The organism is Kitasatospora sp. NPDC023118, from assembly GCF_055560875.1.
Map to the genome: position 1 here is coordinate 78197 of NZ_JBVHHW010000020.1, position 23946 is coordinate 102142.

The window sequence follows — 23946 nt, forward strand, 5'->3', positions numbered from 1 at the left end:
ACGCCGTCGCCTGAGTACGGGTACTCAGGCGACGGCCCGGCCGGGCGGTGGACGATATCGGCCATGACGAAGCGTGGGACGAAGGACGGGCGAGACCGCCGCAAAGCCGTGGCGGTTGCGGTGGTCGCGGCCGCAGGGGTGTCGGCCCTCGCTGCGGTCGGGTACGACGCGGTGGCGGTGCTGCAGGACGCCTGGGCGGGGCGGCCGTACCCCGTGGCCGATCCGGCCGCCGTCGCCAAGCACCTGGACGCCAGGACCCAGACCGTCTACGACGCCCTCGCCCTGCCGTCGGGCGCGGCGCTGGACCGCGAGCCCTGGGCCGGGGACGGGATCACGGCCCGGATCTACGACGTCTGCCGTCCCCGGGGCATCTCCCACCTCCTGGAGAACATGAGCGACAGCGGAGCCGACGAGCCCCGCACCGCCACCATCGACGCCGGCTTCACCCTCACCGGGATCACGCCCCCGCAGGCGGAGGAGGCCCTGCGCCGGGCCCGGCAGACCCTGACCGGCCAGGGCTGGACGGAGACCGCCGCGGACGACACCAGGGTGACCCTGAAGCCCCCGAGGACGGGCCCCGGGTCCCTGGCCGAGACCGCCTCTGTCTACTTCGACCCCGAGCGCGGCACCCTCGCCGTCGCGGCGGGCGCCGAGTGCGCCCGCTACCCCGACGGCACCCCGGTGGACTGGGAAGGGAAGCCGGCCGACCTGCCGAGCCCCAGTGCCCCGGCACAGCTGCGCGGTCACTGACCGTGACCGGCGTGTGAACCTTTGAGTCCCGGCCCGCTGCGCACCGTATAGGTCAGTGAGCAGGCCGGAAGGAAGGTGAGTGTGATGATCGTCTCCGAGACACCGGAGTTCCACGTCGGCGACCGGGTGTGGGTCTACCGCGACTCCTCCTACGGCACGGTTGAGAGCGCCGTGGTCGTGGACACCCCGGCCGACCGCAGCCTCCGCCTGAAGTTCGCCGACGGCCACCGCAACCACCTCCGGCGCGGCCGGGTGGAGCTACACGCGCCGGGCAGGGAAACCGCGTTGACAGACCGTTAAGAACAGAGTTCAGTAGCCCGCCGACCGACGGGACCGCTGCCGACTCAACCCCGTCGGGCTCCGGCCCGGCGGGGCGTCGTCGTTCCCGCGCACGGTGGTGTTCGAAGTGTCATCACCACCTGCTAACCTCAGCCGATTTCCCGCCGCGCAGAGGCGGCGGACACGACGGGGTAAGAGGAACAGACAACATGGCAATTCTCCGGGCGAAGCAGAAAGCCCAGGTCATCGAGAAGCTCTCGCAGGTGGCGCCTCCTGGGGAGACCTTCATTGCCTGCGTGCACGCGGAGAGCGGCCCGAGCCCGTGGCTCAACGGTATCTTCGGTGAGATCCCGCTGCTCGGCCTGATCATCGTTCTGACCCGCCGGTACTACTTCCTGACGCTCACCAACACCCACGTGGTGGTCAACGCGGCCAGCCGCTGGACCAATCGCCCCGGCGACGTCGTCGCGGCCTTCCCGCGCAACGCCTTCCCGGTCAGCCGGGTCAAGCGGGCCAGCATCTGGAGCTCGATGTACCTCCAGATGCCGGGCGGCGCCAAGCCGATGCGCCTGAACATCCACCGCATCTGGCGCGCCGAGATGGACCAGCTGAGCGCGGCCTTCCCGCCCGGGTCGATCGACCCGTCCTCGCAGCCGTTCGACACGCCGCAGGGCCAGCCGTACCCGATGCCGGGTCGGCCGATGGCCGGTCAGCCCATGCCGGGCCAGCCGGTGATCCCGCAGCAGCAGGGCTACGCGGCGCCGCAGCAGCCGTATCCGCCGCAGGGCCAGCCCTACCCGCCGCAGCAGCAGCCGTACCCGCAGCCGCCGGCCAACCCGTACCCGGCCCCGCAGGGCTACCCGGCCCCGCAGGCGCAGCCGTACCCACCGCAGCCGGGCGGCCAGGTGCCGCCGCAGGGCCAGCCCTACCCGCCGCAGGTCCCGAACGTGCCCTACCCCGGCCAGCCGGGCCAGCCGGGCCAGCCGGGCCAGCAGGGCTACCCGGGCCAGCGCTGACCCGGGCCTGAGCCGAACACGTCGCGGCCCCGATCCCCTCCCCGGGGGCCGGGGCCGCGGCGCTGTGCGGCCGCCACCGGGCTCGACGCGCCGGGAGGGGCGGACTCTGCCAGGCTGAAAGGGCAGCTACCTCGATCGAGGAGGCGCGCACCGATGTCAGCGCAGAACCCGGGGCCGTCCGGACGACGGGCCCGCGCCGCGGCGCTCCGGGCCGCGGAGGTCCGTCGCGAGCGGCGCGGGCGATGGCTGGTGGCCGGAGTGATCGTCCTGGTGCTGGCCGTCGTGGTGGGCGGGATCGCTGTCGTGATCGCGACGAACCAGGGCTCGTCACCGCCCTCCGGAGTCCCGGCGCACCCGCGGACCACCGCCGAGGGCCGGACCACCCCGCCGCCCTGGGACGCCCCCGCGGACGTCGCGGCAGCCGTGAAGGCGGCCGGCCTGCCGATGCTCGGCGCCGAGGGCACGGCCCTGCACATCCACGCGCACCTCGACGTGTACGCCGACGGCCAGCCCGTGACGGTGCCCGCGCTGGTCGGCATCGACGAGAGCGCGCAGCGGATCAGCCCGCTGCACACCCACGACACCACCGGCGTCATCCACGTCGAGTCGCCGGTGAACGCCGACTTCACCCTGGGCCAGTTCCTGACCGAGTGGCAGGTCTCCGCCTCCGCCGACCACCTCGGCGGGCTGCGCACCGACGCCACCCACACGCTGACCGCGTACGTCGACGGCAAGGCGGTGAGCGGTGACCCGGCGGCGATCCAGCTGCACGCCCACGACGAGATCGCCCTGGTGTACGGCACGGCTGCCGAGAACGCCTCCGTCACCGTGCCGGGAAGCTACAACTGGCCGGCTGGTCTCTGAACCACGGTTTCGCGGCCCGTGAGTGCGGTGAGGTCCTTGGTCAGGAAGACCCGACTGGTGCCCGGCGGACCGCACGGGACCTCGCCGAGCGGGTTCCACCCGTGCTTCCGGTAGAAGCCGGGCGCCTGGAAGCTGATCGTGTAGAGCACGGCCGAGCGGCAGCCGCGCGCCCGGGCCTCCTCCTCGGCCCGTCGCAGGATCTCGCCGCCCAGCCCGTTCCCCCGCAGCTCGGGCGGCAGGAAGAACAGGTCGACGAAGAACAGCCCGAGCGAGGTGCGCCCGGTCAGTCCGCCGAGCGCCCGGTGCGTCCCGGGCTCGCGGACCAGGACGGCGAGCGGCCGGCGGTCGTCGATTCCGCTGCGTTCGACGTTGAAGCGGTCCAGCGTGTCGGAGACCAGTGCGAGGTCTGCGGCCGCGGGGGCGTCGGTGACGACCAGGTCGGGTCGCGGCGATCGAGCGGTGGTCGGGTGGGCTGTGGTCATGGCTCCTCCGGTGGGCGGGCACGGGCGGCCCGGTGCGCCCGGGAACGCTACGGCGGGGCCGCTTCGACGCCCGTCGAAGCGTTCCCGGCGACAATCGAGGACATGGACGACCGATCCGCCGACCAGGACGTGGGCGTGGACCTGCCCGCCGTGGCCCGGCTGCTCGCCGACGGCACCCGGGCGGCCTTCTGCCTGGCGCTGCTCGACGGCCGGGCCTGGACGGCCAACGAACTCGCCTGCTACGCCGGGGTCGCGCCCTCGACCGCGACCTCGCACCTGAACCTGCTGGTCGGCGGCGGGCTCCTGGCCGAGGAGCGGCACGGCCGCCACCGCTACCTCCGGCTGGCCGACCGCCGGGTGGTCGCGCTGGTCGAGAGCCTCGCCGAACTCGCCCCGCGGCAGGCCGTCCGACCGCGCACACTCGCCGCCTCCGGTCGGCAGCAGGCGCTGGCCCGGGCACGCCTCTGCTACGACCACCTGGCGGGCACCCTCGGGCTGGCGGTCACCGACGCGATGGTCGGGCGCGGCCTGCTGGACTGGGGCCCGGAGCCGGGCCTGACCGCCGCCGGCCGGGCCTGGCTGACCGGGCTCGGCATCACGCTGCCGAGCGGCTCGCGCCGCCCGCCGGTGCGCGCCTGCCTGGACTGGACCGAGCGTCGCCCGCACCTCGGCGGCGCGGTGGGCGCGGCGCTCTGCGACCATGCGCTGACCGCAGGTTGGCTCACCCGGATCGGCACCACCCGCGCCCTCGCCGTGACCCCGGCCGGCCGGCGGGCCTGGCAGGACTTCCTCGGCCTGCCGTCCGCCGGCCTGTGAAAAGCCCTCCGGGACTCAGGCCAGCTCGCGCATCCGGCGGACCGGACTGGCCAGCAGGACGGCGGGGCTGAGCACGCTGCTCAGCGCGAACAGCAGCAGCGCCGTACGCGGCCCCCAGGCCGCGGCCGCGGCGCCGGCGGCGAGGGCGCCGACCGGGATCGCGCCCCAGGAGACGAAGCGGACCGTGGCCATCACCCGGGACAGCAGCTCCGCCGGGGTCCGGGTCTGGCGGTGGGTGCGGGTGACGATGCTGGTGACCACGATTCCCGCCGAGAACCCGGCGTTGCCGACGGCGAAGACCAGCGCGCCCCAGCCGGATCCGGCCGCCGGGAGCAGCAGGGCGAAGGCCGCGGCGACCACCGCCGCCCAGCACAGCGCGCGGCCGGTGCCGATCCGGGCGACCAGGCGGGGCGTGACGGCGGCGCCGAGCAGGCTGCCGAGGCCGCCGGTGGCCATCAGGGCGCCGACGGCCGCGGCCGGTGCGTCAAGGGTGCGGACCAGGAACACCGGGGTGAGCGTCATCAGGCCGCCGCAGACGAAGTTCACCGCGGTGGCGTCGGCGACACAGGGCCTGATCACCGGGTGCCGGGTGACGAACCGCCAGCCCTCGCGGATCTGTTCCCGCATGCCGGCACCGCCCGACGGTCCGGCGGCCGGCTGTTCGGCCCGCGGCAGGCTGCCCAGCAGCGCCGCCGAGGCCAGGTAGCTGACCGAGTCCAGCAGCATCGACGCCGCGCCGCCGAGCAGCTGCACCAGTACGCCGCCCAGCGAGGGCCCGGCCAGGTCGGTGGCCGCGATGCTGCCGGAGACCAGGCTGTTGCGGGAGGTCAGCTGCTCCTTCGGGACGACGGTGGGCAGGAAGGTGGAGTTGCCCACGTCGAAGACCACGCTCGCGAAGCCGATCAGCAGTGCCACCACCACGAGCTGCGGCAGCCCCAGCACCCCGAACGCCGCCGCCACCGGCACCGAGGCCACGGCGACGCCGCGGATCAGGTCCATCGCGACCTGGGTGCCGCGCAGCGGCAGCCGCCGGACCAGCACGCCGGCCGGCAGTCCGATCAGCAGCCAGGCGAGGTAGGCGGCGCCCGTGATCAGGCCGACCTCGAACGCCGAGGCGTGCAGGGTGACCACGGCGATCAGCGGCAGGGCCACCGTCGTCACCTGGTCCCCGAGCCGGCTGACCGTCGAGGCGGTCCAGTAGCGCCAGAACGCCCCCGCCCCGCCGCCGGGGCGCCGCCCGCCGGGCCGTGCCGAGTCCGCTGTTCTCGTCGCGTTCGCCGTCTCCGTTGCCACGTCCGCCCCTTCGCTGCCACCGGTCCGCGACCGAGTGAGTTCCTTTTAGGAACTCACTATAATGGGTGATCATGCGGCACACGGAAGCGGCTGACCCCGACTGCGCGATCTCCCAGGCCCTGAGCGTGGTGGGGGACACCTGGACCCTGCTCCTGATCAGGGACGTCGCCGGCGGTACCCACCACTTCGACGCACTGCAGAGCGCGCTCGGCATCAGCCGGAAGGTGCTCACCGAGCGGCTGAAGGCGCTGGTCGCCGACGGCGTGCTGGAGAAGCGGCTCTACCACCCGCACCCGCCGCGCTACGAGTACCACCTGACGGACACCGGGCGCGGCCTGCTGCCGGTGCTGGTCGCCCTGCAGGACTGGGGTGGGCGGTACGTCCTGGGCGACGGCTCGCTCTCCGGCACCAGCACCGCCGACTCCGCCGAGACCCGCCGGGTCATGGCGCTCACCGGCCGCCGACTGCCCGCCCTGGAGCTCGCCGCTGCCTGCGGCGGGTGGGTCGACCCGGTCGACGCGGACCGTACCTGGACGGTGCTGTACTGCTTCCCGGGCGCCTTCGCGCCGGGCGTCATGGGCCACCCTCCCGGCTGGGGCGAGATCCCGGGCGCGGCCGGCTGCACCCTGGAGTCCTGCACCTACCGGGACCGGCTGGGCGAGTTCGCCGCCCGCGACGCCGCCGTCTACGGCGTCAGCACCCAGCGCCCGGACCAGCTGGCGGCGTTCGCCGAGCACGCGCGGATCCCGTTCCCCCTGCTGTCGGACGCCGGGCTGGAGCTGGCCGGCTCCCTCCGGCTGCCCACCTTCCGGGCCTCGGGCGTCGACCGGCTCAAGCGGCTCACCCTGGTCCTGGACGCCACCCGCACCGTGCGGGCCGTGCTCTACCCCGTCACCGACCCGGCCGGCTCGGTCGAGGACGCCCTCACCCTGCTCGACGGCCTGGCCGCCGAATGACGGCGCCCGTTCACCAGGAAGGTCCGGGCCGCGTAGGAGCGGGTGCCGTTGCCCTTGGTCTCCCGGACGTCGATCCACCGGAACACGAGGAGCAGCACCGAGAAATGCGACCAGGGGGGCCGGAACAGGTCCTTCCCCTGGAGCACCGGTTCGTTCACCGGCGTTGCACACCAGCCCCGTGCGCCCGGCCTGAACAGGTGGTTCCACGGATTCTTCACGGCAGGCGGTGCGTCGGCAGATCGGCCGTCAGCTGCGGGAAGACAGCCCCGGACCGCCGAAAGCCCGGCCTCCGGTCCCGCTACTTGCCGCCCTTGCGTCCGCTCCGACCGCCCCGGGTGCCCTTGCCCCGCAGGGCGCGGTGCGCGGCGCCGAAGGTGAGCGCGGCCCAGAGGACGGCGACGACGCCCGTGACGTAGACACCGCTGCGGTGGAAGGAGAGGTCCTCGTCCCGGGTGACCGGCGGGGCCCAGCCGGCCGGGTCGACCAGGACGGTCGCGGTGGTGCCGACGGAGCCGCCCGAGCAGCCGGTGCCGCCGATCGTGCCGTGCGGCAGGGGCTGGTGGTCCTCGCGCCGGATGCCGCAGGTCCAGCTCACCTTGCCCATCTTGTCCTTGCCGCTGTGGGCCGAGGTGACGACCACCCTGGTCTCCACCCCGCGCTGGGCGATCAGCTGCGCGCGGATGGCGGAGGTGGGGATCACCAGCAGCAGCACACCCAGCAGAACGGCAGGCCAGACCACCCATCCGGTGCTCCGGATCAGCATCAGCCCCACCACGGAGGCCATCAGGACCAGGACCGCGAGGACGGTGCAGGCGACCTGGTAGTCCGGGTTGGTGGCGAGCGCGAGCAGCCCGATGATCAGCAGCGGCGCGAGCACCCCGACCAGGACCGCCGTCCGGCGCACCGTGCGCGGCGCGAGCGGAGCGTCCTTGCCCGGGCGCTTGCGGACCGGCTTCGCCGGCCGGGAGACACCCGCGGCGAGCGGCCTCTTCTGCTTCTTGTTCCGGCTCTTGGCCATGGTGCCCCCGATCGGTGGTGCGTGTTCGTGCCCGCGACAGTGTGACGGCAGCCCCGGACAGCCGGAAGGCCGGGGTGCGGCCGGGCCCGCGACGACCTGACGCCGCCTGTTCAACTCCCTTGCGTGCTCGGTACATTGATTCGTGTGTGGGTGGTGGACCTGTTCCTCCTGGCCGGGGCGGTGATCCTGGCCTGCCTCTGCGCGCTGTTCGCCTCGGCGGCCCGGACCGACCTGGCGCTGCGGCGGGAGGGTGTGTGCGCGGTCGGCCGGGTGCGGAAGGTGCGGATGTGCACCACCTCCGAGGGCTACGACCGCTGGCGGGCGACGATCGAGTACGGTCTGCCGGACGGGCGGACCGCCGAGCTGGTGCGCTCCGACGAACGCCCCGAGGGCGGCCGCTACCGGGAGGGGGACGAGGTGACCGTCCGGTACCACCCCGCCCGGCCGGGGCGCGGTACGGCCGTCCACCCGGAGCACCGCCTCCCGCCGCCCCCGGGGCCGCCGGTGCTGGCGCTGCTCGCGGTGGTCTGCGCGGCGGGGGCGGCGGGCCTGGTCGTGCTGATGTTCTGACACCTCGGCCGACCGCACGCCTGATCAGTTCCGCCTCAGCGCCGCCTGCTCCAGGTCGAGGTCGCGCTGGAGCACCCGCAGTGTGGTGTCGCTGATCCGGTGCTCCTCGTAGAGGTGGTGCAGCCGGGTGTTCTGCACCGCGATGACCTGGTGCCGCAGCTGGCGGTAGGCGTCGTCGGCGGTGGTGCCGTCGGGCGCCTCGGGGGTGCGGTCGAGCCGGGCGGTCAGGGCGCGGCGCACCCGGTCGACGGCGGTCTGCGGGACGGCCTCCAGCTCGGCGAGGCCGTCGACGTGGTCGAGGGCGGCGCGGTTGAGCTCGTCGCGGGCGTCCTCCTCCTCGCGCGTGGTGTGCTCGGGTTCGAGGGCGAGTCCGGAGCGGTTGACCACGGCGGCGAGGGTCAGGCCCTGGACGACCAGGGTGAGCACGACGTTGGAGACGGTGAGCACCAGGACCAGCGGCCGTCCGGCGAGTCGGTCGCCGCCCTCGGTGAGCAGCGGGATGGACAGCGCGGCGGCCAGCGGCATGACGCCCCGGGTGCCCGCCCAGGTGACCACCCCGGCGACGCGCCAGGACAGCCGCCCCCGGCTGGGTTTGACGGCGCGGGTGAGCGGCAGGGTCCACAGCACCCGCACGGCGATCAGCACCGCCGCGATCGCTGTCGACTGCAGTGGCCACCAGCCGGTGCCGGCCGGCAGCTCCCGGACCAGGGCGGGCAGTTCCAGGCCGACGATCGAGAAGACGACGCTCTCCAGCAGGAACACCACCACCGCGTACACGGCGTGCAGTTGGAGTCGGATGTTCGCGTCGGTCAGCCGGTGGCCGGAGCGGCCGAGCAGCACCCCGGCGACCACCACCGAGGTGACGCCAGAGGTGTGCGCGGACTCCGCGAGCACGTACGCCGCGTACGGGGTGACCAGCGCTATCACCGTCTCCAGCACCGGGTCGGTGGTGCGGCGGCGCAGCAGCCAGACCAGTCCGGCGACGGCCGCGCCGAGCAGGCTGCCGCCCCCGCCGAGCAGCAGCAGCTCGCCGCCCGCGGCGGGCAGGTCGACCGTCCCGCCGACCGCCACCGCGACGCCGACGGCGACCTTGAACAGCACCAGCGAGGTGGCGTCGTTGAACAGGCTCTCCGCCTGCACCAGCACCTGGACCCGCCCGGGCAGGGCGAGTCGGCGGCCGAGTGCGGTGACCGCCACCGGGTCGGTGCTGGAGAGCACGGCGCCGAGCACGAAGGCCATCGCGGGCGGCAGCCCGGCGACGGCGACCGCGGCGAAGCCGACGGCGGCGGCGGAGGCGAAGACCAGGCCGAAGGAGAGGATGGTGACCGGTCGCCACACCGTGCGCAGGTCGCGCAGCGACAGTTCTTCGGCGGAGGAGTAGAGCAGCGGCGGCAGCACCACCATGCCGATGATCTGCGGCGGTACGTGCAGCGCGGGCACCCCGGGGATCAGCGCGACGCCGAGCCCGGCCAGCACCAGCAGCGAGGGCGCGGGCACCCGCCATCGTCGGGCGAAGGTGGCCACGCTGGTGGCCAGGACGACCAGGACGAGAACGATCCCCACGGCGTGCATCTGCAGAAACGACCCATCGCAACACCGGGGTCGCCGAAGCCCGATCGCAGCGGTCATCCCCCGAGCCGACCAGACTTCCCGGCACACCGGAGGCCATCTTATCGGCTTCTTTGCTCATCGGACTCTTCGCGCGGTTCGGGAGGGCGTACGGTGGCGAAGGCCCGCGGACCGGTCGTCACGAGCCGCCCCAAGCCGTACCTGCCGGCGAGGTCCTGCCGGTGCACAGCGCGCCCTGGACGGTGAGCAACTGGGGCAGGAGCTACACCTGCACCGACCTCTCCGACCACTACCCGCTCGCCGCGCACTGAGCCTTCGCACGCCCGAGGACGCGGCGGTGTGGGGCGCATCACAGCCTCGGGGGACGTTCGGCCTCATACGATCGTGATCGCGGACGCCGGAGTCCTGCGGCGCCCGCCCGGCACCCCGCGATCCGCCCGAGGAGAAGCGCACCTTGACCGCCCCCACCGCCGCGCCCGACAGCTACTACCAGCGCACCGGCGAGCGCAGCTACAAGCCGACCGCCCACGCGCAGGGGGCCTGGCACCCCGACGAGCAGCACTTCAGCCCGGTGGGTGGTCTGATCGCCCACGCCATCGACCGCTACCGGGCCGACCGCCCCGCCGACGGCCTGGCGCTGGCCCGGATCAGCTACGACATACTCGGCCTGATCGCCCTGGACGAGTTCGAGATCACGGTGGAGACCGTCCGGCCGGGCCGCACCATCGAGCTGGTGGAGGCGGTGGCCAGCGTCGGCGGCCGCGCGGTGGTCCGGGCCCGGGCCTGGTTCCTGGCCGAGCTGGACACCACCGCCGTCGCCGGGACCCACGACGAACCGCTGCCCGCGCCGGAGGAGTTCGAGCCCTGGGCGATGAGCGGGCGGTGGGGCGGCGGCTACATCGCCTCGATCGACGTCCGACGCCGCTCCACCGCCCCAGGCTGCGCCGCCGCCTGGATCTCCACCCCGCTGGAACTGGTCGCGGGGGAGCCGAGCAGCCCGCACGCCTCCTTCATCGCCCTGGTGGACACCGCCAACGGCATCGCCGTGCGCCAGGAGCCCACCGAGTGGATGTTCCCCAACACCGATCTGACGATCCACTTCCACCGCCGCCCCGAGGGCCGCTGGACCGGGCTGGACACCAGCGTCACCTTCGGCCCGGCCGGCCACGGCGTCACCAGCACCGTGCTGCACGACGTCCACGGCCCGGTCGGCCGCGCCGAGCAGATCCTCACCGTGCGGCCGCTGAACGGCAGTTGACCTGAGAGTCTGCGCCCCTCGGCGGCGCCACCCCCGACCGAGGGGCGGTGCCGCCGAGGCGTGCGCTCAGCGGCGTGGACTCAGCGGGGTGGGCTCAGCTCGGCAGCGAGTCCATGAAGGAGCTGACCGAGAAGACCGCCTTGCCGGGACCGGCCGGACCGTAGCCGGGCGGGGAGGAGAGGCCGAACTCCTCCAGGGTGGCCCGGTAGGTCTGCAGCAGCCGGATGTGGTACTCCAGCGGCGCGCCCTGCGGGTTGGCCTTGCCGAGCGGGGTGGTGGGCTCGGGGCACCAGGTGGTGAAGCGCGGGACGACGCCGTGCGACATGAAGAAGCGCAGGCCCTCCCGGGTGGAGGCGATCGCCTCGTCGACCGTGGTGAAGCCGAAGGGCTCGGCCATCTCCACGCCCGCCACGAAGTTGGGGATCACGTTCTCCGCGCCGAACACCTCGGTGGAGTCGAGGATCCGGCGGTGCCACTCGTCCCGGCCGACGTAGCGCTCCTTGCCGGGGCAGTAGAGCTCGAACAGCCGCTTGTCCCACACCTCGAAGTTGGGGTGGTAGATCCGCACGCCGTAGTCGTGGAAGCGCTGGACGTCGTCGCGCGGTAGCGCCTGGGCGACCACCTTGCCGATCCAGCGGCCGGGGAAGCGCTCCTCGATGGCTTTGGCGTACTGCCCGTAGAAGTCGGCCTCGTCCCGGCCGCCGACCTGTGAGGTGATCGCGCCGCCGGTGAGGGTGTAGGCCCGGGAGGCGCGGGCGGTGTCGTACCTGTCGATCAGCTCCAGCGCCTCCAGCACCTCCTCGACCGGCTTGACCCCGGTGTACGGGCGGCCGGCGGCCTTGTGCTGGCGCCAGTTGTGGTTGATGTCGCAGTACTGGCACTCCTCCTTGGCGCCGAAGTACTGGCAGACCCGGAACACCGTGAGGTAGATCAGGTAACCCCACTGGATGGTCGGGGCGACCTCCATCACGGACTTCCCGTTGGCCAGGGTGTGCCGGTAGTAGTCGGGCATGGGCGGCAGGCCGACGTCGGCGATCCGCGCGCCGTCCAGGTAGAGGCCGAGCGTGCCGTCCTCGCCCGCGCCGACCCGGTACGGCGAGTCCGGGTTGACCCGCACCGACACCACCGTGCGGCGCAGCCCGTACGGCCCGCCGGTCAGCACGACCTCCTCCGGCGGCCGGTTCAGCGCGGCCGCGCCGAGCTCGGGCAGGGTGCGGTGGTCGAAGGAGAAGATGAAGTACGACTTCGGCTTGACCTCGCCGCCCCCGTCGGCGCCGGAGCTGCCGCTCAGGGCCGACTCGTCGAAGGCCATGCCGCCGCGCAGCAGATCCTCCTTGATCACCGCCTCCCGGGGCACGTCGGGGAAGCGCTCCATGAGGTCCTCGACGAGTTCGGTGCGGCTGCGGGCCTGGCTCTCCATGCGCTGGTCTTCCTTCCTGGCCCCGTTCCTCCACGGCGCCCCGCCCATTCTTCTCCCTCTTATGCGAGTGGTCGTGACCGGCCGGGCCGAGGAAGATCGACTCGTCCATGCTGCGGGCTAGGCCGACGCTCCGCCTCGGCCTGCGGTCCCATCGGGTACCGGCCGCGGGACGTAGGACGCCCGCCCGGCGGCCGGGGTCGGACGCCGGGCGGGCGGGTCGGAGGTGGCGGGCCCTGGTCAGCCGGTGGGGCCGAGCCTGGTCCACTCGGCGAGGAAGCCCGACTCGCGCCGAGCCGGGCGGCGGCGGTGCGTCGGTTGACGGTGCCACACCGGAGTGTGGGGCGGACCAATGCATGACGACGGCGGGTTTCAAACGTCGTACGCAGGAACGTTCACCTTTTCGGGTGTAGAAGATCGTCCGTTGCGTTTCGGAACACGCCTCCGCGCCTACGGTTGGGAAGCGAGCGAGACGGGGCCCGCGGCGTGGAGTTCCCCCCATTCGCGGCGGGCGAGATGACGACCCGTCATATCGCGCGACCCTTCTTGGAGGAGGCTCCATGCCCCTGCGTACCAAACCGGACTCACCACCCGTGGACGCCCTCGTTCCGGTGGTGGGCGCATGAACACCGCCGCCATCGAGCGGATCCTGCGCGGGCCCAGTGGACTGGGCACCTCCGGGCTGCAGTTGAGGCCGCAGGCCCCGGCCGTGGAGGTCCCGGCGCCCGAGGCCCCGGCTGCGGCGGCCGCCGTCCCCGGGACGACCCTGTCCGAGGCCGTGATCCCCGACGTCCGGGCGCCGTCCGTCCCGGCAACCCCCGAGATCCAGGCGCCGTCCCTGCCCGGGCCGGCGAACCTGGCGCCGGCCGCCGAGGCACCGAGCGGGGGCAAGCCCAGGAGCGGCGACCCCATCCCCGGCCTCTACCACCACCCGATCGCCGAGCCCGACCCGGCCCGGGTGGAGGCGCTCAGCCTGAAGATCAAGGCCTGGGCGATGGACGAGATCGAGCTCTACCCGCCGGAGTGGGAAAAGGACTTCGACGGGTTCTCCACCGGGCGCTACATGGTGGCCTGCCACCCCGACGCGCCCAGCATCGACCACCTGATGCTCGCGGCCCGCCTGATGGTCGCCGAGAACGCGGTGGACGACTGCTACTGCGAGGACCTCGGCGGCTCTCCGATCGGTCTGGGCAGCCGTCTGCTGCTCGCGCACACCGCGCTGGACCCGCTGCACACCACGCCGGAGTACCACCCGGCCTGGGAGGCCTCGCTCTCCGAGGACGCGCCCCGGCGCTCGTACCGCTCGGCGATGGACTACTTCGTCCGCGCCTCCACGCCCTCCCAGTCGGACCGCTTCCGGCACGACATGGCGCGGCTGCACATGGGGTACCTGGCCGAGGCCGCCTGGGCCGAGACCGACCACGTGCCGCAGGTGTGGGAGTACCTGGCCATGCGCCAGTTCAACAACTTCCGTCCCTGCCCGACCATCACCGACACCGTCGGCGGCTACGAGCTGCCCGCCGAGCTGCACGCGCTGCCCGCCATGCAGCGGGTGATCGCGCTGGCCGGCAACGCCACCACCATCGTCAACGACCTGTACTCGTACACCAAGGAGTTGTCCAGCCCCGGACTGCACCTGAACCTGCCGGTGGTGATCTCCGAGCGGGAGGGCGTCTCCCGCAAGGAGGGATACCTGAAGGCGATCGAGGTCCACAACGAGCTGATGCACGCCTTCGAGGCCGAGTCGGCCGCGCTGGCCGTCGCCTGTCCGGTGCCAACTCTCGTACGGTTCCTGCGCGGTGTGGCCGCGTGGCTCGACGGCAACCACTACTGGCACCAGACCAACACCCACCGCTACACGCTGCCCGATTTCTGGTAACCACCGTTCTCCGGCGCCCCCATTTTTCGGAAACCACCCGTTTCCGGTAATCACCCGTAATAACACTGGAGTTGACCCATGTCTCTGACCGACGACATCATCACCCCCGGCAGTGCCATCCCCGGCCCGGCGACTCCCTACCAGGGCGACATCGCACGCTACTGGGACCACGAGGCCCGCCCGGTCAACCTGCGCCTGGGCGACGTCGACGGCCTGTACCACCACCACTACGGCATCGGCGAGATCGACTGGGCGGCGATCGGCGACGCGGCCGACAGCGAGCGCGAGAAGAAGGTCATCGCGGAGCTGCACCGCCTGGAGTCCGCCCAGGCCGACGTGCTGCTCGACCACCTCGGCGACATCCGGGCCGACTCGACCCTGGTCGACGCAGGTTGCGGCCGCGGCGGCTCGATGGTGATGGCCCACCAGCGCTTCGGCTGCCGGGTCGAGGGCATGACCCTCTCCACCCAGCAGGCCGACTTCGGCAACAAGCGCGCGAGTGAGCTGGGCATCGGCGAGTTCGTCCGCTCCCGGGTCGCCAACATGCTCGACATGCCCTTCGAGAACGGCTCGGTCGCCGGCTCCTGGAACAACGAGTCCAGCATGTACGTCGACCTGCATGACCTGTTCGCCGAGCACTCCCGGGTGCTGTCGGTCGGCGGCCGGTACGTGACCATCACCGGTTGCTGGAACCCGAAGTACGGCCAGCCGTCGAAGTGGGTCTCGCAGATCAACGCGCACTTCGAGTGCAACATCCACTCGCGCCGGGAGTACCTGCGGGCGATGGCCGACAACCGCCTGGTGCCGCAGGCCGTCATCGACCTGACCCCGGACACCCTGCCCTACTGGGAGCTGCGGAACACCACCTCGCTGGTCACCGGCATCGAGGAGGCGTTCATCGAGTCCTACAAGGACGGCTCCTTCCAGTACGTGCTGATCGCGGCCGATCGGGTCTGATCACTCTCTGATCACTCTCTGATCGGGCCTTGAGGCGACGGGCGGCCTCCCCGCGGGTGCGGGGAGGCCGCCCGCTTTCCGCTCAAGCCGTCCGATCAGGCCTTCCGGCGGGTGAAGGTGAGGTGGGTGACACCGCTCGGGCTGCTCACCGCCTCGATGTCGAAGCGCTGCTCCAGCCCTTCGAGCCCGGCCCACAGCGACTCGCCCCGGCCGAGTACGACCGGCACCACGACCACGTGCAGGTGGTCGATCAGATCCGCCTCCAGGAACGCCCGGACGGTGCGCGGGCCGCCGCCGATCCGCACGTCCAGGCCGCCGGCCGCCTCCCGGGCCTGCCGCAGCGCCTCCTCGGGGGTGGCGTCGATGAAATGGAAGGTCGTGCCGCCCGCCATCTCCAGGCTGGGGCGCGGATGGTGGGTGAGAACGAACACGGGGGTGTGGAACGGCGGGTTCGCGCCCCACCAGCCCTGCCAGTCCTCGTCCTGCCAGGGCCCGCGCTGCGGGCCGAACTTGTTGCGGCCCATGATCTCCGCGCCGATGCCGTCGCCCCAGGTGCGGGCCATCGCGTCGTCCACACCGGTGTCGCCGCCCTCCTGGCCGTGCATCCGCCGGAAGGTCCGGGTGCGGAAGAACCACCTGTGCAGCCGGTCCGTGGCGTGGCCGAAGGGTTGGTCGATGCTCTGGCCCTCACCGGTGCCGTAGCCGTCGAGGGAGATCGAGAAGTTGTGGGCCCGGACCAGGGACATGCGGTACCTCCGCTGCTCGGTGTTCTTCGGACGGCTCTTCACACGGCACTTCATCCGGTTCTTCGTCGCGCCGCTCGCGAGCCACGCTAGCGTGCGGGTACGACATCCTGACGCTCAGTCATCGACCGGCGCGGCGTGGTGGGTGCGGCGGGTTCGAGGTCGGGGCGGAGGTGGTGAAGCCGTCACGCTATTGTCGTGTCTTCTTCACGAGGTGCACGCCCCGCAGGGCGATGCTTCCTCCGGCGGCCCGCACGGGCGGCCGGCACGACCGACCCCGGGGGGAACGATTCCGATGACCGTACGCCGTACCCTGGCCGGCCTCCTGACGGCAGGCCTGCTTGCCGCCGCGGCGGCCGTCGTCCCGACCGACGCGGCGGGCGCCACCGAGTCCGGCACGGGCGACCTGCCGTTCGGCTCGGCGACCACCGTCGGCCTGCACAACACCTACGACCCGGCCGCCTACCCGTACCTCGCCCAGGGGCTGGACACCGGCACCGGGATGATCGAGCTGGACCTCTGGACCGACGTCATCACCCAGGAGTGGAAGGTCAGCCACTCCAACCCGCTCGGCAACTCCAACAACTGCACCGCCGCCGACACCTCCGCCCAGCTCTACACCGGCGGCACCAACAAGAACCTGGAGCACTGCCTCGACGACATCCGGGTCTGGCTCGGCGCCCACCCGGGGGCCGGACCGCTGGTGGTCAAGCTGGAGCTGAAGAGCGGCTTCGCCGCCAATCTGGGTATGGGCCCGGACCAGCTGGACGCGCTGATCGCCGCGCACCTCGGCGACCGGGTGCTGCGCCCGGCCGACGTGCTGGCCAAGCCCGGTGGCGGCTCGTACGCCAGCGTCGACGAGGCGGTGCGGGCCGGCAACTGGCCGACCCGCTCGGCGCTCGCCGGGCGGGTGCTGCTCTACGCGATCCCCGGGACGGTAGAGGAGCAGAACCCGTTCGACACCCTGCACACCGACGTCGAGTACGGGCGGCACCTGCGCGACCTGGCGGCTGCCGGCCGGATCGGTCAGGCCCAGCTCTTCCCGGCCGTGCACGGCGCGGCGGCCGGAGACCCGCGCGGCAAGTACACGGGCGCGGACGACGGGATCCGCCCGTGGTTCGTGGTCTTCGACGGCGACGCCGCCGCCTACCTCAACGGCGTCGACACCGCGTGGTACGACCGCTCGCACTACCTGCTCGTGATGACGGACGCCCAGAACGTCGCCCCGCAGATCAGCGCCACCGACCCGAGCGTCGACCAGGCGCGCGCCCGCACCGGGCAGCTGGCCCGGGCGCACGCCAGCATCGTGTCGAGCGACTGGCGCAAGCTCCCGGCGGTGCAGTCCCTGGTACTGCCGCGGGGCTGACACGCCGTAGGCTTCGCCCCCGTGGCGAAGACGATCAAGCAACTGGTGGCCGGCCTGGCCGGGTCGCACGAGGTGGGTGAGGTGTGCCGGCTCCTCGACGCGCACCTGGCGGGCGGTGACACGGCGTACCTCGCGGAGTTCGCCGCCGCGCTGAACGCCCGCTTCGGCTCCGGCCGGGCCGGCGCCGAGCACCAGTACCTCTTCGACCGGATCCTCTGGAACGTGGTCACCCGGCCCGGGCGCGTGCACGTCGAGCGCGCGCTCGGGCTGGGGCTGGCCACCCGCTCGCACGGCGGCGGCCCGGTGCACCGGGCCGCCGCCGTGCTGGCCGAGCATCAGCCGTCGTCCGCGCTGGCCGGGGTGTTCGCGGCCGCCCCGGAGGAGCTGCGGGCCTGCCTGCTGCACGAGCTGGTGCTGCGCGGCGCGCCGGTCGCGAAGCTGCCCGAGGTGCGGGCCTGGGCGGAGGCTTCGCCGTACTCGATGCCGGGCGCCGCCGGCTGGCGGTGCTGGCCGCCACCGACTACGACGGCGGCTGAGCGGTCCGCTGACCTGCTCAAGTCCGCAACAGATACGGCGAGTTGACTGGAGATGAAGACTCCGCAGGGGGCTTCCGGCCGGCCCCGGGGCTCGCCATCCTGGGTGGCATGACCCGAACTCTACGCGTGTGGAAGCGTGCTGCCGCCACTGCCACCGTCGCCCTGGTCACCCTCGCGCCCGTCGCCGTCGCCACCGAGGCGCACGCCGCGGTGAGCGGCAAGGTGTGCCTGTCCGCCCTGCCCTCCCAGGCCCGGACCACGCTCAACCTGATCGCCAAGGGCGGGCCGTTCCCATACCGCCAGGACGGCGTGGTGTTCACGAACAAGGAGCACGTGCTGCCGTCCCAGCGCTCCGGCTACTACCACGAGTACACCGTCGTGACCCCCGGTGCGCCCACCCGTGGCGCCCGCCGGATCGTCACCGGCCAGCGCTACCACGAGGACTACTACACCAGCGACCACTACGCGACCTTCCGCCAGATCGACTTCGGCTGCTGACGGGGCTGTTACGTCACCCGGGTCCCGGCCTCCTCGGCCGGGGCCCGATGCCGTTCCCAGGCCCGGCGGCCGGGCAGGGCAGGGTCGGCGAGGCCCGTCCGCGCTCCCCGGGAGGAACCCCGTGCCGCAGATCCTGGTCGACCACTCGGCCGAACCCGGGTGTGCAGGTCACCGAACTCGACCGCGACACCTGCCGCTTCGTCCACCACCCCGGCCGCTGACCGCCCCGGACTCCCGGCCCCTCGCGATCAGCGGCCGGGATCGGGCGCCGGGCTCGGCGGCCGGGATCGCGACCACCGCACCGGCGCTGCGGCGGCGACCACGGGCAGGGGCGCCGCCGACTCCTCCCGGAGGTCAGTCCGTCTTGCAGCGCGTCCCCGCCGCGGGCACCGTGCCGTCGACCAGGTAGGCGCTGACCGCCTCGCGGATGCAGGCGCTGCGGTCGTACGCGACGTGCCCCTCGCCCTCGCGGGTGAGCAGGACGGCGTTGCCGAGTTCGCCGGTGAGCTTCTCGGACCAGGCGTACGGGGTGGCCGGGTCGCCGGTGGAGCCGACGACCACGATCGGGGTGGTGGCGGTGGACTTGATGGCGTGCGGCTTCTCGGTGGAGCGGAAGGGCCAGACACGGCAGTCCGGGTCGAACAGGGCGGCCATCGGGTCGTGCTTGCTGACCAGCGGGGCCTTGGCGGCGAGGTCGCTGAGGGCGGTCTGCAGCTGGTCGCCGGACGGGACGTCGGTGCCGCCGTCGGCGCAGTGGATGGCAGTGTAGGCGTCCGCCGAGGACTCGTAACGGCCGTCCTTGTCGCGGCCGTTGTAGCCGTCCGCGAGGGCGAGCAGGTCGTCGGCCTGGCCGCGGACCATGGCCCAACCGAGGGCGTTGCGCAGGCCGCTCCAGGCCTGCTCGCCGCCGTAGAGGCGGCTGATCACGCCGGTCCAGGCGGCGGTGGCGGTGAGGGTGCGGCCCTTGCCGCTCTTGAGCGGCTTGTCCTTGAGCCCGTCGAGGAAGCCGGCGAGCTTCGCCACCGCCTGCTCGGGGTCCTTGCCGAGCGGGCACGGGTTCTTGGCGGCGCAGTCGGCGGCGAAGGCCTTCAGCGAGCGCTCGAAGCCGGCCTGCTGCTCGATGTTGTGCTGGATCAGGGAAGTGGAGGGCGAGGTGGCGCCGTCCAGGACGAGCCGGCCGGCCCGGTCCGGGAACTCCTCTGCGTAGAGCGAGCCGAGGTAGGTGCCGTAGGACATACCGAGGTAGCTGAGCTTCTGGTCGCCGAGGGCGGCGCGCAGGACGTCCATGTCGCGGGCGGTGTTGCGGGTGCTGACGAAGGGAAGCACCTGGGCGTACTTGGCCTGGCAGGCGTCGGCGAGTTGCTTGCCGTGGTCGGGGCCGGGCTCGTCGGTGTTGAGCCAGTCGTCCCGGGTCTTGTCGTCGAGGCACTTGAGCGGGCTGGTGCCGGCGACGCCGCGCGGGTCGAAGCCGACGATGTCGTAGCGGTCGTGCAGCGGGCCGTCGAAGCGCTTTGGGCCGCCCTTGACCATCGCGACGCCGGAGCCGCCCGGGCCGCCCGGGTTGAGGACCAGCGAGCCGATCCGCTGGTCCGACTTGACCGCCGGGTTGCGGACCACGGCGACGTCCAGGGTGCCGGTGCCCGGGGCGGTGTAGTCGAGCGGGACCTTGAGGGTCGCGCACTGCAGCGCCGAGGTGTCGGCCTGTTCGTCGCCGGGCTGGTCGCCCTTGTCCTGGCACGGTGCCCAGGCCAGCTGCTGGCCGTAGAAGGCCTTGAGGGCCGGGTCGTTGGCGCCGGTGGGCTTGACCGTCGGGGTCGGGGTCGGCGTGGCAGTCGCGGTCGCGGCGGCCGAAGGGGTGGCCGACGCGGAGGTCGAGGAGGAGGACGCGCCGCTGGTGCAGCCGGTCAGCAGGGCGACGGCGGTGGCGGCGGAGACGGCGACGGGCAGGGCGCGCCGTGAGGTCCGGATGATCATCGAATGCACCGCACACAAATATCACTAGCCAGTCACACTAGTCACATGGGTATTCCGTACCCGCCCGAACGCCTGTCCGGGCCTTACCCCGAACGCCCGTCCAGGATCCGCCCGGCACCTGCCCGAGCGGGCCCGCCGCACCCGATTCCGCCGCCCGTCGAACGGTGCCATGCTGACGCCATGACAGATCGCATCGATACCGCTCCCGCCCGTGACGCGGCACAAGCCGGGAGTCGACGGCGGGAGTTGGCGGCGGCGACGGTGGGGTCCGTGGTCGAGTCCTTCGATTGGAACATCTACGCCGTGCTCGCGCCGTACTTCGCCGCCGACCTCTTCGGCCACGGCAAGGGCGGCGTCAGCGGGGTCCTCGGCGCGTACGCCACCTTCGCGGTGGGCTTCGGGGCCCGGCCGGTCGGCTCCTACCTGATCGGGCGGCTCAGCGACACCCGGGGGCGGCGGTTCGCGCTCAGCCTCGGCATGGCGGTGATCGCCGCCGCCAGCCTGGGCATCGCCGCGCTGCCCGGACAGCGGACGATCGGCGCCTGGGCGGCGGTGCTGGCGGTCGCCGCGCGGGTGGTGCAGGGGCTCGCGTTCGGCGGCGAGGCGCCCAGCGTCGCCGCGTACGTCACCGAGACCGCCCCGCCACGGCACCGCTTCGCGTTCAGCTCGGTGTCCTATGGCGGGATCATCCTCGGCTCGCTGCTCTCCTTCGGCGTGCTCACCCTGCTGATCCACACCATCGGCAAGTCCGGTCTGGAGCACGGCGGTTGGCGCTGGGGCTTCGTGGTCGCAGCACTTCTCGGCCTGGGCGCGGTGTGGGTGCGGCGGGCGGCGCCGGAGAGCGCCGAGTTCCACCGCGCCCGCGCGCGGGCCGAGGCGGACGGGCGCCCGCCGTTCCTGCGGATGCTCGGTGAGCACCGCTGGGCGGTGCTCACCGTCTTCCTCAACACCCTCGGCGGCACGGTCGGTTACTACTTCGCCCTGGTCTACCTGCCGCAGTACGCCGCCGCCTACCACGTGATCGACAAGGAGCAGGCGGCCTCCTTCATGACCGTGGTGCTGGGCGTGGTGCTGGTCACCATGCTGCTCACCGGCGCGGCCGCCGACCGCTTCGGCCTGCTGCCGGTCGCCCGGCTCGGCTTCGGGCTGCCGATCCCGCTGGTCGGGATCCTGCTGGCCGGGCTGCGCGCGGGCTGGCTGCCGTTCCAGGTCGTGGCCGTGCTGCTGGGGATGCTGGTGGCGACGGTGCTCGGCACGCTCAACGTCTTCACCGGCCTGCTGTTCCCGACCGCGGTCAGGGCGGTCGGACTCGGCGTCGTCAACGCGGCCACCATCGCCGCGTTCGGCGGCACCTTCCCGCTGCTCGCCGAGTGGCTGGGCCACCACAACGGGCTCGGCGTGATCCCCGGCTACGTCACGGTCTGCACGGCGGGACCGGCGTTGGCCCTGCTGACGGCGATGCGGGTGCCGTCGTTCGCCTCCGCCGTGAAGGGGGCGGACGCGGATGTTCAGCGCACACCGGGAACCGCATGACGGACGATCACGTCGTGTGGTTGAGTGGTCCGGACGAACGCCGAACGGGGGGCACAGTGGACAGCCATGAACCGGCCAGCTGGCTGACGGAGGCTGACTTCGACCATCCGCCGCAGGTCGATCTACGGACCGACCGGGCGCACTCGGCCCGGGTCTACGACTACCTGCTCGGCGGCAAGACCAACTTCCCGGCGGACCGCGAGGTCGCCGACCGCCTGCTCGCCGACCTGCCGGGCGCCCGCGACGGCGCCGCCGCGGCCCGCGCGGTGATGCACCGGATGGTCCGCCGGCTGGCCGGTGCGCATGGCGTGCGCCAGTTCCTGGACGTCGGCACCGGCATCCCCACCGCGCCCAACCTGCACGAGATCGCCCAGACGGTCGACCCGTCCTGCCGGGTGGTCTACGTGGACAACGACCCGATCGTGCTGGCCCACTCGCGGGCGCTGCTCACCAGCACCCCGGAGGGCCGCACCGCCTACGTCGAGGGCGACCTGCGGGACCCGGAGAAGTTCCTGGCCGACCCGGCGGTGGCCGCCACCCTGGACCTGGGCGAGCCGGTCGCGCTGACGCTGATCAACATCGTGCACTTCCTCTCCGACGAGGCCGCGCACCCGCCCGTCCGCAAGCTGCTGGACGCCCTGCCCGCCGGCAGCTTCCTCGCGCTGACCGCCGGCACCGCCGACAACGCGCCGGACCAGGTCGCGGTCGGCTCCCGCCGGTACGCGGAGGCCGGGATAGAGGTCCATGTGCGCTCCCGCGCCAGGGCGGAACGATTCTTCGCCGGGCTGGAACTGGACGACCCGGGCGTGGTCCTGATCCACCAGTGGCACCCGGAGCTGGGCGAGCCCTCGACCGTGGCCGCCGACGAGGTCTCGGTGTACGGCGGGCTGGCCCGCAAGCCGTAGGCCGGTCCTGGCCGCTACGGCCGTTAGGGCTGGGGGGACGGCGCCATGGTGAGCCCGGCCGACCCGGCGCCGCGGCTGAGCACCACCGTACGGATGTGCTCCAGCGCACGGGCCCAGTCGGTGCGGCCGGGGTTGCGGCGGACGGCCTCGCGCAGGTCGAGCACCCGGTAGGGCGGGCCGAGGTCGGTGATCTGCGGGACGAACTCGGCTCGGCTCACCGTCCAGCGCTGCCCGGGCCCGGCCGGCGGGCTGACGGTGAAGCGGGCGAGGGAGCTCCAGTTGCCGCGCGGGTCCTCGGCGCCGTCGTAGGTGAACATGTGCCCGGCGAGCTGGTCGCCGAGGCCGTAGACCGTCCAGGTGTCGTTGATCTTCTCGTAGGCCTGCGGGATGTGGGCGTGGGTGCCGAGGATCAGGTCGATGTCGGGCCGGCCCGGGCCCTGCCCCGCGGCGGACAGCTCGCGGGCCAGGGTGAGCTGCTGCTCGTTCGGGGTGTCCTGCCACTCGGTGCCCCAGTGGATGCTGACCACCACCAGGTCCGCGCCGTTCGCCCGGGCGGCGCGGGCGTCGGCCAGGATCCGGTCCCGGTCGATCAGGTTGACGGCCCAGGGCTCGTCCTTGGGCAGCGGGATGCCGTTGGTGCCGTAGGTGTAGGCGAGTTGGGCCACGGTCGCGCCGCCCGTCCGCAGCAGCGCCGGCCGCCCGGCCTCCTCGGCGGTACGGGCGGAGCCGGTGTGGGCGAGGCCGGCGGCGTCCATGGCGTCCAGGGTGCGGCGGATGCCGGCCGGGCCGTCGTCCAGGGTGTGGTTGGACGCGGTGTCGCAGGAGCGGTACCCGGCGTCCTTGAGCGCCTTGGCCACCTGCGGCGGGGACTTGAACGACGGGTACCCGGTGTACGGGCCGCCGTCGGCGCCGTAGACCGTCTCCATGTGGCAGATCGCCAGGTCCGCGCCGCTGATCAGCGGCTTGACGCCGGCCAGCATGGCGGTGAAGTCGTAGCCGTTGCCGCCGGCGTCCTCCTTGGCCTGCTGGATGATCTCGGTGTGCGGCAGCACGTCGCCGGTGGCCACCAGGGTGAACGCCTTCGGCCCGGTCGGGGTGGGGGTGGCGGCGTCCGCGGTGGGGGCGGGCGGCTCGGGTGCCTGCGGGGCGCCGCAGCCCGGGAGGGCGAGCAGCAGGGTGAGGGCCGTGGCGGCGGTCCGCGGGCGGGGCAGGGGCATCGTCGGCTCGTCTCAAGATCGGAAGGTATGACCAACCATCCGACTATGCG

General features: G+C 73.0%; 23 protein-coding genes. 15 read left to right on the forward strand and 8 right to left on the reverse strand.

Translation table 11 applies throughout. The features are described from left to right. Positions 1-63: 63 nt before the first annotated feature. The 4 genes from ACZ3UD_RS25295 to ACZ3UD_RS25310 all read left to right on the forward strand — a co-directional run bounded on the left by ACZ3UD_RS25295 (position 64) and on the right by ACZ3UD_RS25310 (position 2909). Positions 64-750, forward strand: a complete 687-nt coding sequence (locus tag ACZ3UD_RS25295) for a hypothetical protein (protein WP_465591920.1) — start codon at positions 64-66, stop codon at positions 748-750. An 84-nt stretch (positions 751-834) separates the two neighbouring features. After that, positions 835-1050 carry a hypothetical protein gene (locus ACZ3UD_RS25300; RefSeq protein ID WP_465591923.1) on the forward strand — a complete coding sequence of 72 codons (216 nt, stop codon included), beginning with the start codon at positions 835-837 and terminating at the stop codon, positions 1048-1050. Between the two features lie 188 nt (positions 1051-1238). Next, on the forward strand, positions 1239-2045 hold the full coding sequence (locus ACZ3UD_RS25305) for a hypothetical protein (RefSeq protein WP_465591926.1): 807 nt from the start codon (positions 1239-1241) through the stop codon (positions 2043-2045). A 153-nt stretch (positions 2046-2198) separates the two neighbouring features. Continuing rightward, complete coding sequence (locus ACZ3UD_RS25310; protein WP_465591929.1) at positions 2199-2909, forward strand: hypothetical protein; 711 nt, start codon at positions 2199-2201, stop codon at positions 2907-2909. Here ACZ3UD_RS25310 and ACZ3UD_RS25315 read toward each other — a convergent pair. After that, positions 2885-3391, reverse strand: a complete 507-nt coding sequence (locus ACZ3UD_RS25315) for a GNAT family N-acetyltransferase (protein WP_465591932.1) — start codon at positions 3389-3391, stop codon at positions 2885-2887. The two genes, ACZ3UD_RS25310 and ACZ3UD_RS25315, sit on opposite strands and share 25 nt — an antisense overlap. A gap of 102 nt (positions 3392-3493) precedes the next feature. Between ACZ3UD_RS25315 and ACZ3UD_RS25320 the strand changes: the two genes are divergently transcribed. Next, the gene (locus tag ACZ3UD_RS25320) at positions 3494-4207 is read left to right on the forward strand and encodes an ArsR/SmtB family transcription factor (RefSeq protein WP_465591935.1); all 714 of its coding nucleotides are present in this window, start codon (positions 3494-3496) and stop codon (positions 4205-4207) included. A gap of 15 nt (positions 4208-4222) precedes the next feature. Here the strand turns inward: ACZ3UD_RS25320 and ACZ3UD_RS25325 are convergent, their stop codons facing one another. After that, the gene (locus tag ACZ3UD_RS25325) at positions 4223-5500 is read right to left on the reverse strand and encodes an MFS transporter (protein WP_465591938.1); all 1278 of its coding nucleotides are present in this window, start codon (positions 5498-5500) and stop codon (positions 4223-4225) included. A gap of 71 nt (positions 5501-5571) precedes the next feature. Here ACZ3UD_RS25325 and ACZ3UD_RS25330 point away from each other — a divergent pair, with 71 nt between their 5' ends. Further along, the gene (locus tag ACZ3UD_RS25330; protein WP_465591941.1) at positions 5572-6456 is read left to right on the forward strand and encodes a winged helix-turn-helix transcriptional regulator; all 885 of its coding nucleotides are present in this window, start codon (positions 5572-5574) and stop codon (positions 6454-6456) included. A 298-nt stretch (positions 6457-6754) separates the two neighbouring features. On the opposite strand, the gene ACZ3UD_RS25335 is transcribed toward ACZ3UD_RS25330, so the two are convergent. Continuing rightward, positions 6755-7474 carry a hypothetical protein gene (locus tag ACZ3UD_RS25335; protein ID WP_465591944.1) on the reverse strand — a complete coding sequence of 240 codons (720 nt, stop codon included), beginning with the start codon at positions 7472-7474 and terminating at the stop codon, positions 6755-6757. Between the two features lie 144 nt (positions 7475-7618). Here ACZ3UD_RS25335 and ACZ3UD_RS25340 point away from each other — a divergent pair, with 144 nt between their 5' ends. After that, positions 7619-8044 carry a DUF3592 domain-containing protein gene (locus tag ACZ3UD_RS25340; protein WP_465591947.1) on the forward strand — a complete coding sequence of 142 codons (426 nt, stop codon included), beginning with the start codon at positions 7619-7621 and terminating at the stop codon, positions 8042-8044. 24 nt (positions 8045-8068) lie between these two features. Here ACZ3UD_RS25340 and ACZ3UD_RS25345 read toward each other — a convergent pair whose 3' ends face one another. Continuing rightward, a complete protein-coding gene (locus tag ACZ3UD_RS25345) occupies positions 8069-9616 on the reverse strand; it encodes a Na+/H+ antiporter (protein WP_465591950.1) in 1548 nt (515 codons plus the stop codon). Positions 9617-10067: 451 nt separating this feature from the next. Here ACZ3UD_RS25345 and ACZ3UD_RS25350 point away from each other — a divergent pair, with 451 nt between their 5' ends. Next, positions 10068-10871 carry a thioesterase family protein gene (locus ACZ3UD_RS25350; protein WP_465591953.1) on the forward strand — a complete coding sequence of 268 codons (804 nt, stop codon included), beginning with the start codon at positions 10068-10070 and terminating at the stop codon, positions 10869-10871. Positions 10872-10965: 94 nt separating this feature from the next. Here the strand turns inward: ACZ3UD_RS25350 and ACZ3UD_RS25355 are convergent, their stop codons facing one another. Next, entirely contained in the window at positions 10966-12291 is a 1326-nt protein-coding gene (locus ACZ3UD_RS25355; protein WP_465591956.1) for a radical SAM protein, read from the reverse strand. A gap of 619 nt (positions 12292-12910) precedes the next feature. On the opposite strand from ACZ3UD_RS25355, the gene ACZ3UD_RS25360 reads away from it, so the two are divergent. Together ACZ3UD_RS25360 and ACZ3UD_RS25365 are read left to right on the forward strand one after the other, a co-directional pair. Next, positions 12911-14167 (forward strand): family 2 encapsulin nanocompartment cargo protein terpene cyclase, encoded by a 1257-nt coding sequence (locus ACZ3UD_RS25360; protein ID WP_465591959.1) that lies wholly within the window; start codon positions 12911-12913, stop codon positions 14165-14167. A 78-nt stretch (positions 14168-14245) separates the two neighbouring features. Further along, complete coding sequence (locus tag ACZ3UD_RS25365) at positions 14246-15124, forward strand: geranyl diphosphate 2-C-methyltransferase (protein WP_465591962.1); 879 nt, start codon at positions 14246-14248, stop codon at positions 15122-15124. A 95-nt stretch (positions 15125-15219) separates the two neighbouring features. On the opposite strand, the gene ACZ3UD_RS25370 is transcribed toward ACZ3UD_RS25365, so the two are convergent. Further along, positions 15220-15870, reverse strand: a complete 651-nt coding sequence (locus ACZ3UD_RS25370) for a dihydrofolate reductase family protein (RefSeq protein ID WP_465592064.1) — start codon at positions 15868-15870, stop codon at positions 15220-15222. Between the two features lie 292 nt (positions 15871-16162). Between ACZ3UD_RS25370 and ACZ3UD_RS25375 the strand changes: the two genes are divergently transcribed. From ACZ3UD_RS25375 to ACZ3UD_RS25385, 3 genes are all read left to right on the forward strand, one after another. After that, positions 16163-17233: a phosphatidylinositol-specific phospholipase C domain-containing protein gene (locus tag ACZ3UD_RS25375; protein WP_465591965.1), complete on the forward strand. Its 1071-nt coding sequence runs from the start codon at positions 16163-16165 to the stop codon at positions 17231-17233. 21 nt (positions 17234-17254) lie between these two features. Continuing rightward, on the forward strand, positions 17255-17815 hold the full coding sequence (locus ACZ3UD_RS25380; protein ID WP_465591968.1) for a DUF6183 family protein: 561 nt from the start codon (positions 17255-17257) through the stop codon (positions 17813-17815). Between the two features lie 62 nt (positions 17816-17877). Continuing rightward, positions 17878-18267 (forward strand): ribonuclease domain-containing protein, encoded by a 390-nt coding sequence (locus tag ACZ3UD_RS25385; RefSeq protein ID WP_465591971.1) that lies wholly within the window; start codon positions 17878-17880, stop codon positions 18265-18267. Between the two features lie 354 nt (positions 18268-18621). Here the strand turns inward: ACZ3UD_RS25385 and ACZ3UD_RS25390 are convergent, their stop codons facing one another. Continuing rightward, positions 18622-20241 carry an alpha/beta hydrolase gene (locus tag ACZ3UD_RS25390; RefSeq protein WP_465591974.1) on the reverse strand — a complete coding sequence of 540 codons (1620 nt, stop codon included), beginning with the start codon at positions 20239-20241 and terminating at the stop codon, positions 18622-18624. A gap of 180 nt (positions 20242-20421) precedes the next feature. On the opposite strand from ACZ3UD_RS25390, the gene ACZ3UD_RS25395 reads away from it, so the two are divergent. Together ACZ3UD_RS25395 and ACZ3UD_RS25400 are read left to right on the forward strand one after the other, a co-directional pair. Then, complete coding sequence (locus ACZ3UD_RS25395; RefSeq protein ID WP_465591977.1) at positions 20422-21774, forward strand: MFS transporter; 1353 nt, start codon at positions 20422-20424, stop codon at positions 21772-21774. Between the two features lie 56 nt (positions 21775-21830). After that, positions 21831-22679, forward strand: a complete 849-nt coding sequence (locus ACZ3UD_RS25400) for an SAM-dependent methyltransferase (RefSeq protein ID WP_465591980.1) — start codon at positions 21831-21833, stop codon at positions 22677-22679. 23 nt (positions 22680-22702) lie between these two features. On the opposite strand, the gene ACZ3UD_RS25405 is transcribed toward ACZ3UD_RS25400, so the two are convergent. Beyond that, the gene (locus ACZ3UD_RS25405) at positions 22703-23896 is read right to left on the reverse strand and encodes a CapA family protein (RefSeq protein ID WP_465591983.1); all 1194 of its coding nucleotides are present in this window, start codon (positions 23894-23896) and stop codon (positions 22703-22705) included. Between the last annotated feature and the right edge of the window lie 50 nt (positions 23897-23946).